This window comes from Rhodococcus sp. (in: high G+C Gram-positive bacteria) (assembly GCF_049286785.1).
Lineage (GTDB): Bacteria > Actinomycetota > Actinomycetes > Mycobacteriales > Mycobacteriaceae > Rhodococcus_F.
Genome location: NZ_JBAQEO010000215.1, coordinates 1 through 9,072, shown reverse-complemented (window position 1 = coordinate 9,072; position 9,072 = coordinate 1). Strand labels below are relative to the sequence as shown.

General features: G+C 66.9%; 1 protein-coding gene. It reads right to left on the bottom strand.

Features of this window, described 5'->3' with window-relative positions; genetic code table 11:
• Positions 1–9,072 (bottom strand): amino acid adenylation domain-containing protein (locus WAW17_RS09045; protein ID WP_422332648.1); only part of this gene is annotated, 9,072 nt, incomplete at both ends.

Here is a 9,072-nt window from a genome sequence, read left to right as displayed (position 1 = left end):
GACGAGACGTTGCCCGTGTTCGCCCTCATGGACCACGACCACCGTCTGGAACACATCGGGATGCGCCAGCAGCGACGACTCGATCTCGCCGAGCTCGATTCGGAGCCCGCGAATCTTCACCTGGAAGTCGGTACGCCCCAGGAACTCGAGGTGCTGGTCGTTCCGGCGACGCACCAGATCGCCGGTGCGGTAGAGACGGGTGCCGGCCTCGCCGAAAGGGTCGGCAACGAAACGTGCGGACGTCAGACCCGTCAGGCCGCCGTAGCCTCGGCCGACCGCGATACCGCCGACGTACAGTTCGCCGGTCACGCCGTCGGGAACTCTCCGCAGACGGCCGTCGAGTATATGCAGTGACACGTTCTGCAACGCGGTACCGGTGGGGACGCGTTGCTGAGCGGATTCCGCATCCTGCGGCCGGATCTCGTACCGGGCGACGACATCGGACGCCTCGGTCGGACCGTAGCTGTTGAAGATCCTGACGCCCCGCGACAGCAGGTCCTTCAGCGGAGCCACGTTCACGGCCTCACCGCCGAGGAAGATCGAGCGCAACGACGACAACGCGTCGGCGTCGTCGAGATCGACGAGTACCTCGAAGGCGCTCGGTGCCATGTTGACGACGTGAATGTCGTTGTCCGCGATCATACGCAGGATCGACACGGGCTCGAAACCATCGGGGGCGAGGTACACGACACCACCCGACGACAGCGTGCCCCAGACATTCTTCTGGGTCAGGTCGAAGCCCGGGGACGAGGTGATGAGCACTCCCGCGTCCGTTACGAGCGAGGCCTCGCACCGGTACCACACCAGCATGTTCGCAAAACCGGCCATTGGCACGAGCGTCGGCTTCGGACGTCCCGTCGAACCGGAAGTGGAGATCACGTACGCCAGACGCGCTCCGGATCCGGGCTCGCCCCAGCGGTTCTCGGGATCGGACTCGTCGTGTGTCAAGAGTGTCCGGGAGACGTCCGGATCGCCGGGCACGAGAACGTCGGCGTTCACCCTCTCCGCATCGGACCACGTGCCGGCGCCGACCACCACACGGGCACCGCAGTCCTCGATCATCGCTTCGATGCGCTCGGGCGGATACGTCGGATCGATCGGTGCGTAGGCCGCGCCGGCCTTCCACGTCGCCAGCATGCCGACGATCCACTCGATCGAGCGGGGAACGACGAGGGCCACCACATCGTCCGGTCGGACACCGCGGGCCGTCAGTTCGCGGGCGAGCCGATTCGCCCGCGTGTTCAGTTCGCGGCGCGAGAGCCGGACATCGGTCCCGGCCAGGGCGAGAGCGTCCGGATCGAGCGCTACCTGCTCCGTCCAGAGTGCGATCGGATCGATCGGGAGTGCCTCGGTGCGGGCGTCCGAGGCGGACGTGGCCTCGGCGATCACCCCGGCGAGCATTCCCGCGAATCGGTCCGCGAATCCCTCACCAGACGCACCGTCGAGAATTCCGGGCAGCAGAGTGGACAGCGCCACGGTGACCGCTGCCTCGGGGCCGACCCCCACACTCGCCAGAGTCTTGGCCAGCTCTGCGGACTTGTCATGCCACTGCCGATAGGTAATGTCGGTGCCGCTGTGCGACAGCGCGATCCCGTCGGGGTTGATCGACGCTGCCGCATCGAGAAGCTCCGGCAACGGCTTCGTGGCGAGTTCCTCCGCCACGCCGTGCGAGCCCAGCGATGCGACGGGATCGTCGGTAGCGGCGGGGGCGTCCAATTCGGCGTGCTCGTCCGCCGACAGGATGTCGATGTCACCGACCACGACGGAACTGTCGCCGGCCACCGCCTCGAGAATGCGGTGGAAACGATCTGCGTACTTGGCCACGGTCGACTCGTCGAAGATGTCGGTGGCGTAGCTGAAGACCGCCCGTGTCGGTCCCGAGACGTCTGCTCCCTGTTCGTCGATCGCAAGCGTGAGATCGAACTTCGCGAGCGCGGAATCACTGTCGAGGGCTGTCACCACGAGCCCCGGCAGCTCCAGCCGGGCCGACTCGTTGTTCTGGAACGTGAGCATCACCTGGACCAGTGGCGCATACGCCGTCGACCGCGGCGGCGCGAGCACCTCGACGAGGCGCTCGAAGGGCACGTCGGTGTTCCCGAACGCCCCGAGATCCGTTTCGCGGGCACCTTCCAGAACATCGCCGAACCTGGCCGAGCGCGCCACCTGTGTCCGTAGTACGAGAGTATTGACGAACATGCCGACGAGGTCGTCGAGCGCCGCGTCTCCGCGCCCACTCACCGGGGTGCCCACGGCGATGTCCTCGCTCCCGCTCATGCGGGCGAGGAGTACCGCGAACGCCGCATGCATCACCATGAAGAGGGTGGTGTTGTTCCGGCGAGCGACCTCGCCGAGCGCAGCCTTCAGTTCGGCACTGATCTCGAACTCCACGCGCGCGCCCTGCGGTGACCGGTGGGGGGTGCGCTGACGGTCCAGTGGCAGATCGAGCAGTGCCGGGAGGTCCGCGAGGGTGTCCTTCCAGTACTCGAGCTGCTGCCCCGCCGGGGACGTCGGATCGTCCTCGGAGCCGAGCACCTCCCGCTGCCATAACGCGAAGACGGCGAACTGCACTGGCAGCGGCGCCCAGCCGGGTGCGGCGCCGTCGATCCGAGCGCTGTACGCGGTCAGAAGATCACGCGCGAGCGGGGCCATGGATCCACCGTCCGCGGAGATGTGGTGGATCACGATGACGAGGACGTGCTCGGCGGCGTCGAGCCGGTAGAGCGCGGCCCGCACCGGCACCGCCTTGGTGACGTCGAAGCCGGTGGTCGCGAAGGCGAGAACCTTCTCCTGCAGATCCTGCTCGCCCGCCACGGCTACGAGTTCGAGCCCGAGGTCGACGTCGGCGACCGAACGGACGACCTGGTACGGGCCGTCGGGAGAGTTCGGGAACTCGGTGCGCAGCGATTCGTGGCGCTCGAGGACGTCAGCGAGGGCGTCGCGCATAGCGTCCACGTCGAGCGAACCCGAAAGACGCAGTGCGAGCGGAATGTTGTACGAAGGCGAGGCCGGATCGAAGCGGTTCGCGAACCACATCCGCTGCTGCGCGAGCGAGAGCGGAATACGGTCCGGTCGCGGTCGGGGTGTCAGTGCCGGACGGGCGGCGCCGCCCGTGCCGAGTTCCTCGACGCGGCGCGCCAGCGCCGCAACCGTCGGTGCCTCGAAGATCTCGCGCACGCCGATCCGGGTGTCGAGTGCAGTGTTGATCCGGGAGATCACACGGGTGGCGATCAGCGAGTTGCCACCGAGGTCGAAGAAGGCGTCGTCGAGCCCCACGCACTCGATACCGAGGACATCCGCGAACACGTCGGCCACAGCCTGTTCGACACGGGTCTGAGGAGCCCGGAATTCCCTCGTCTCCGCGAAGGATTCGGGCTTTGGAAGTGCCCTGCGATCGAGCTTGCCGACCGGGGTCAGCGGCACCTCGTCGAGGACGACCACTGTCGCGGGCACCATATAGGACGGCAAGAACTCGCCGGCGAACGCCAGCAGAGCGGCCTTGTCGATCTCGACGTCGGCCGTCGGTAGCACCCACGACACCAATGCCGTGTCTCCGGTCGCCGTCTGGACAGCCGAGGTGGTCACGAAGTCGACCGACTCATGCTTGGCCAGCACCGCGTCGATCTCGCCGAGTTCGATGCGGAATCCGCGCACCTTCACCTGGAAGTCGCTGCGGCCCAAGTAATCGACGGTGAGCACGCCGTCATCGAGCGCCTTCCAGCGCACGACGTCGCCCGTGCGGTACATCCGCTCGCCGGGCTCACCGTAGGGGTTGGCCACGAAGCGCTCCGCGGTCAGCGGCGTGCGACGGTGATATCCGCGAGACAGCCCGAGGCCCGACAGATAGAGGTCACCTGCAATCCCCACGGGAACGGGACGCAGACGGTCGTCGAGGACGAGCGCACTCGTACCCCGGATCGGGCCGCCGATCGTGACGGGACCACCGGCGGACAGCGGCCGGCTGATGTTGGTCATGATGGTGGTCTCGGTGGGGCCGTACCCGTTGAAGAGTTTGCGGCCCGGCGCCCACCGCGCGGCGAGTTCCGGCGGGCATGCCTCACCGCCGGCAACGACATACTGGAAGTCGACCAGATCGGTCGGATCCACCGAGGCCAGCGCCGACGGTGTAACGAAGCCGTGTGTGACCTTGTTGTCCCGCAAGAACTTCGCGAACTCGGGTCCGCCGTAGACGTCGGTCGGCGCGATCACCATCGTCGCACCGGCACCGATTGCGAGGAGCAGTTCGAGCACGGATGCATCGAAACTCGGGGACGCGAAATGCAGGGTCCGCGACGACGTGGTCAGCCCGTACCGCTCACGCTGTTCGGCGGCGAAATTGGCCAGGCCGCGGTGCGTCACGACAACGCCCTTGGGCTGCCCCGTGGTGCCCGATGTGTAGATCACGTACGCGCTGTTGAACGTTGACACCGGTGAGAGCCGGTCCGATTCGGTGACCGGGGCCGGCGACATGCGTGCGCAGGCGGTCTCACACTCGTCACTGTCGAGGATCAGCCACTCGAGGTCGGCCGGGAATCGGCCCACCTCCGCCTCGACGGAAAGTCCGAGCGTGGCGCCGGAATCGGCAACCATGTGCGCGATCCGCTCGTCCGGGTAGTTCGGGTCCACCGGAACGTAGGCACCACCACTCTTGGCGACGGCCCAGATCCCGGTCACCGAGGCGATCGAGCGGGTGATGCCCAGGGCCACGAATGTCTCGGCACGGACACCGCGGGCGATGAGAAGGCGGGCGAGTCGGTTGGAGCGTTCGTCGAGCTCGCGGTAGGTCACGCTCTCGCCGGCGAAGCTCAGCGCCTGCCCGTCCGGGTTCGCGGCGACGGCACTTGCCAGCAACTGCACGAGCGTCGTCGGCTCGGCGCCCTCGATGCCGCGGACGTGAGTGAGCTCGGACGTTTCGGCGGGGTCGAGGATGTCGATGTCACCGACCACGACGTCGCTGTCGGCGGCCGCCGCCTCGAGGATGCGGACGAACCGGTCCGTGAAGCTCTGCACGGTTGCCTCGTCGAAAATGTCGCTCGCATAGCCGAAGACGCCCTCGATGCCCGCGGGGGTGCCGGCGTCGGACCAGGATTCGCTGAGATCCACGGTGAGGTCGAACTTGCTGAATTGCACGTCGACGGCACCCGGTGTGGCCGCGAGACCGGCGAATTCCAGAGTCGGGATCGCGTTCACCTGGTGCGAGAGCACCACCTGGAACAGCGGTGAGTGCGCCATCGAGCGGGACGGCTTCACCTCGTCGACCAACTGCTCGAACGGGACGTCGAGATTGCTGAACGCCTGCAGATCCGTTTCCCGGACCTGCTCGAGCAGGGTGCTGAAGGCCGCACCGGGCTCGACCTGCGTGCGGAGCACCAGGGTGTTGACGAACATGCCGACGAGGTCTTCGAGGGCCTCGTCCCCGCGGCCGGCGACGGCAGTGCCGATGGCGATGTCGTCGGACGAACTCAGACGGGCCAGCAGCACCGACAACGCGCCGTGCAGCACCATGAACACCGAGACGTTCCGTGCTCGCGCCACCTCACCGAGGCGACGATGGAGGTCTTCTCCGACGGTGAAGTTCACCGACCCACCCGCCATCGAACGGGTGACGGGTCGCGGACGATCCGTCGGAAGGTCGAGGACGTCAGGGAGACCGGCCAGCGACTTCTTCCAGAACTCGATCTGCCGGGCGGCCAGGGACTCCGGATCTTCCGGTGATCCGAGCAGATCGCGTTGCCAGATCGCGAAGTCCGCATACTGCACCGGAAGCGGCGGCCACTGCGGTTCCGTGTTCTCGACATGGGCGGTGTACGCGGCCATCACATCGCGCGCCAGGGGAAGGGTGGATCCGCCATCGGAAGCGATGTGATGCATCACGAGGACGAGCAGATGGTCCGACGGGCCCACCCGGAAGAGCCGGGTACGCACCGGAACGGTGTCGGTCACGTCGAAGCCGGCGGCGGCGAACTCGAACAGCTTTTCCTGTAGCGCCGTTTCCTCCACGTCGACCGGTTCGACGTCGAGTTGCACGTCATCCACGGGCAGGATGACCTGGTGTGCACCGTGATCGGTGTCGGGATACACGGTCCTGAGCACCTCGTGTCGGGCCACGACGTCCGATAACGCAGCTCGGAGAGAGTCGAGGTCGAGGTTGCCGGAAAGCCGCACGGTGAGCGGGATGTTGTACGCGGGCGACGTGGGATCGAAGCGGTTGACGAACCACATCCGCTGCTGTGCCGGCGACAGCGGCAGTTCCGCCGGCCGCGGTCCGGCCACCAGCGGGGGACGTGGGGTGCCGTCACCACCCAGCTGCTCTACGAAGGCGACGAGGGCGGCAACGGTGGGAGCCTCGAACAGGTCGCGCATGCCCACCGTTGTTCCGGTGGCGGCCGAGACGCGGGCGGCGACCCTGGTCGCGCTCAGTGAGTTGCCACCGAGGTCGAAGAACGAGTCGTGCACACCTACCCGACCGGCACCGATCACGTCCCCGAAAATTCCCGCGACCACTTCCTCGAGCGGCGTGCGCGGGGCCACGAACGAGGCCGTGTCCGAGACGAACTCCGGTTCGGGAAGAGCCTTGCGATCGATCTTGCCGCTCGGGTTCAGCGGCATCTCGTCGAGCACCGTCAGCGCGTCGGGAACCATGTGCGACGGCAGCACCGCACGCAGCTTCGCCAGCACTGCGTCGCTGTCGAGCGCGGCGCCGGTGGCGGCGGTCACGTAGGCGACCAGTCGCGCGTTGCCTTCGCTTTCATGGACCACGACGATGGATTGCAGCACGTCCGGATCGGAGGTGAGTGCGGATTCGATCTCCCCCAGCTCGACCCGCAGGCCACGAATCTTCACCTGGAAATCGCTGCGGCCCAGGAACACCAGCTGACCGTCGGCACGTTCCCGGACGAGGTCACCGGTGCGGTACATGCGGGCACCGTCTCCCCCGAACGGGTTCGCGACGAACCGTGACGCCGTCAGGCCGGTCATGCCGCCGTATCCCCGGCCCACGACTATGCCGCCGATGTACAGCTCACCCGTGACACCCTGGGGCACGGCTCGAAGGCGTCCGTCGAGCACGTGGTATCGGACGCCCTCGAACGCTGCGCCGATCGGGATGAGGCCTGTTTCCGCATCGGCCGAGGACAGATCCACGTCGTAGCAGGACGTGGTGTCGGACGTCTCGGTCGGACCATAGGTATTGATCAGCCGGGTGCGGGAGCCGATCAGCGGTGCGCACGCGGCCGGGCGCACCTGTTCACCCCCGAGAACCACCGCGTCGAGGTTCGTCAGAACGCCGGCGGAGTCGAGGTCGGCGAGAACCTCGAACGCACTGGGGGCCATGTTGGCGATCGCGATTTTGCCGGTACCGATCATGTCCAGGATCGGCAGCGGGTCGAATCCGGCGGCTGCCAGGTGCAGCACACCACCGTAGGCGAGCGAGACCCAGATGTTCTTCTGAGTCTGATCGAACAGTGGTGAGTTCGCCACCAGCACCCCGGTACCCGCAGTGAAGCCGAGTTCCTTCCGGTACCACTGGAACGTGTTGGACACGCCGATCATCGGCACCATCGTGGGCTTCGGCTTACCCGTCGACCCCGACGTCGAAATAACGTAAGCGAGCCGGTCCCCTGCGCCGGGCCAGGACCATGGGTCGTCGGCGAAGTCGTCCGCGTCGAGCGATTCGAGATGGCGGACGGCATCCGGGTCGTCGACCACGAGGACGTCGAACGGCGCGTCGGCAAGGCCTGTCCACGAACGGGTCGCGACGACCGCACGGGCACCGCTCGCCTCGACCAGCCCGGCGATGCGTTCGAGTGCCCATGCCTGATCGAACGGCGAATATGCGGCGCCGAGCTTCCATGCGGCGAGCATCCCCACCACCCAGTCGAGGGAGCGGGGTACGAGGAGCGCGACGACGTCGTCCGGCCCCACACCGCGGGAACTCAGCTCACGCGCCAGCTGATTGGCGCGTCGATTGAGTTCCGAACGTGTGGTTGCCACACCGTTGCTGACCACCACGACAGCATCCGGTTCCCGCTCCACCGATTCCTGCCAGCGCGCAACCGCGCGCTCGAGTGGCCATCCCGCCGGGTCGGGAGCATCCGACTCCACGGCAGGGGTGGTCTCGGCCTGGAACGCACCGAAATCGATGTCACCCACCAGCGCGTGCGCGTCGGCGATGACCGTGTCGAGGATCGCACCGAATCCGTCCTTGCCGTCCGCGGACGGCGGAGCCATCATGATGGTCGGCACCAGCCCGGACAGGACCACGGAGACGATCGCGTCCTGGCTCATGCCGCGTTCGGTCATCGGCCCCGACATCAGACGCAGGCGTTCATCGAACTCGCGGTAGGTCACCTGCATTCCGTCGTGTGCCACCGCAATCCCGTCGGGCGCCACCTGCACGGCGGCGGCGAGCAGCGGGGGCAGCTCGCGAACAGTCATCGGACGACCGGAATTGCGTTGAGTCAACTTTGCTCTCTCGTGCTCGGTGAGGATGTCGATATCGCCCACCGCGGTATGGGGATCGGCCACGACGGCGTCGAGGATCCGGATGAATCGCTCGGCAATCCGCTGGGCGGTCGATTCGTCGAACAGGTCGGTGGCGTAGGTGAACCGGCCGGCGAGGGCAGAGGGCCTGCCGGCCTCGTCGAACAGTTCGGTCAGCGTCAAGGTCAGGTCGTACTTGGCGCCCTCGGCCATGTCGTCGAGCACCTCGACCGTGAGGTCTGGCAGCTCGAGCGCCCCGATCCGGTTGTTCTGGAACGAGAGCATCACCTGGAAGAGCGGTGAGTACGCCGACGAACGACGGACTCGAAGCGCCTCCACCAGACGCTCGAAGGGAACGTCCGAGTTCTCGAACGCCGACAGGTCGCTCTCCCGGACGCGGTCGGTCAATTCGACGAAGGTGTCGCCGGGACGGACGGGGGTACGCAACACCAGGGTGTTGACGAACATGCCGACCAGATCGTCGAGTGCCTGATCACGCCGCGCCGCCAGCGGTGTACCGATCGCGATGTCGTCGTTACTGCTCAGCCGAGCGAGCAGGGCTGCGAGCGCGGCGTGTACGACCATGAACAGCGA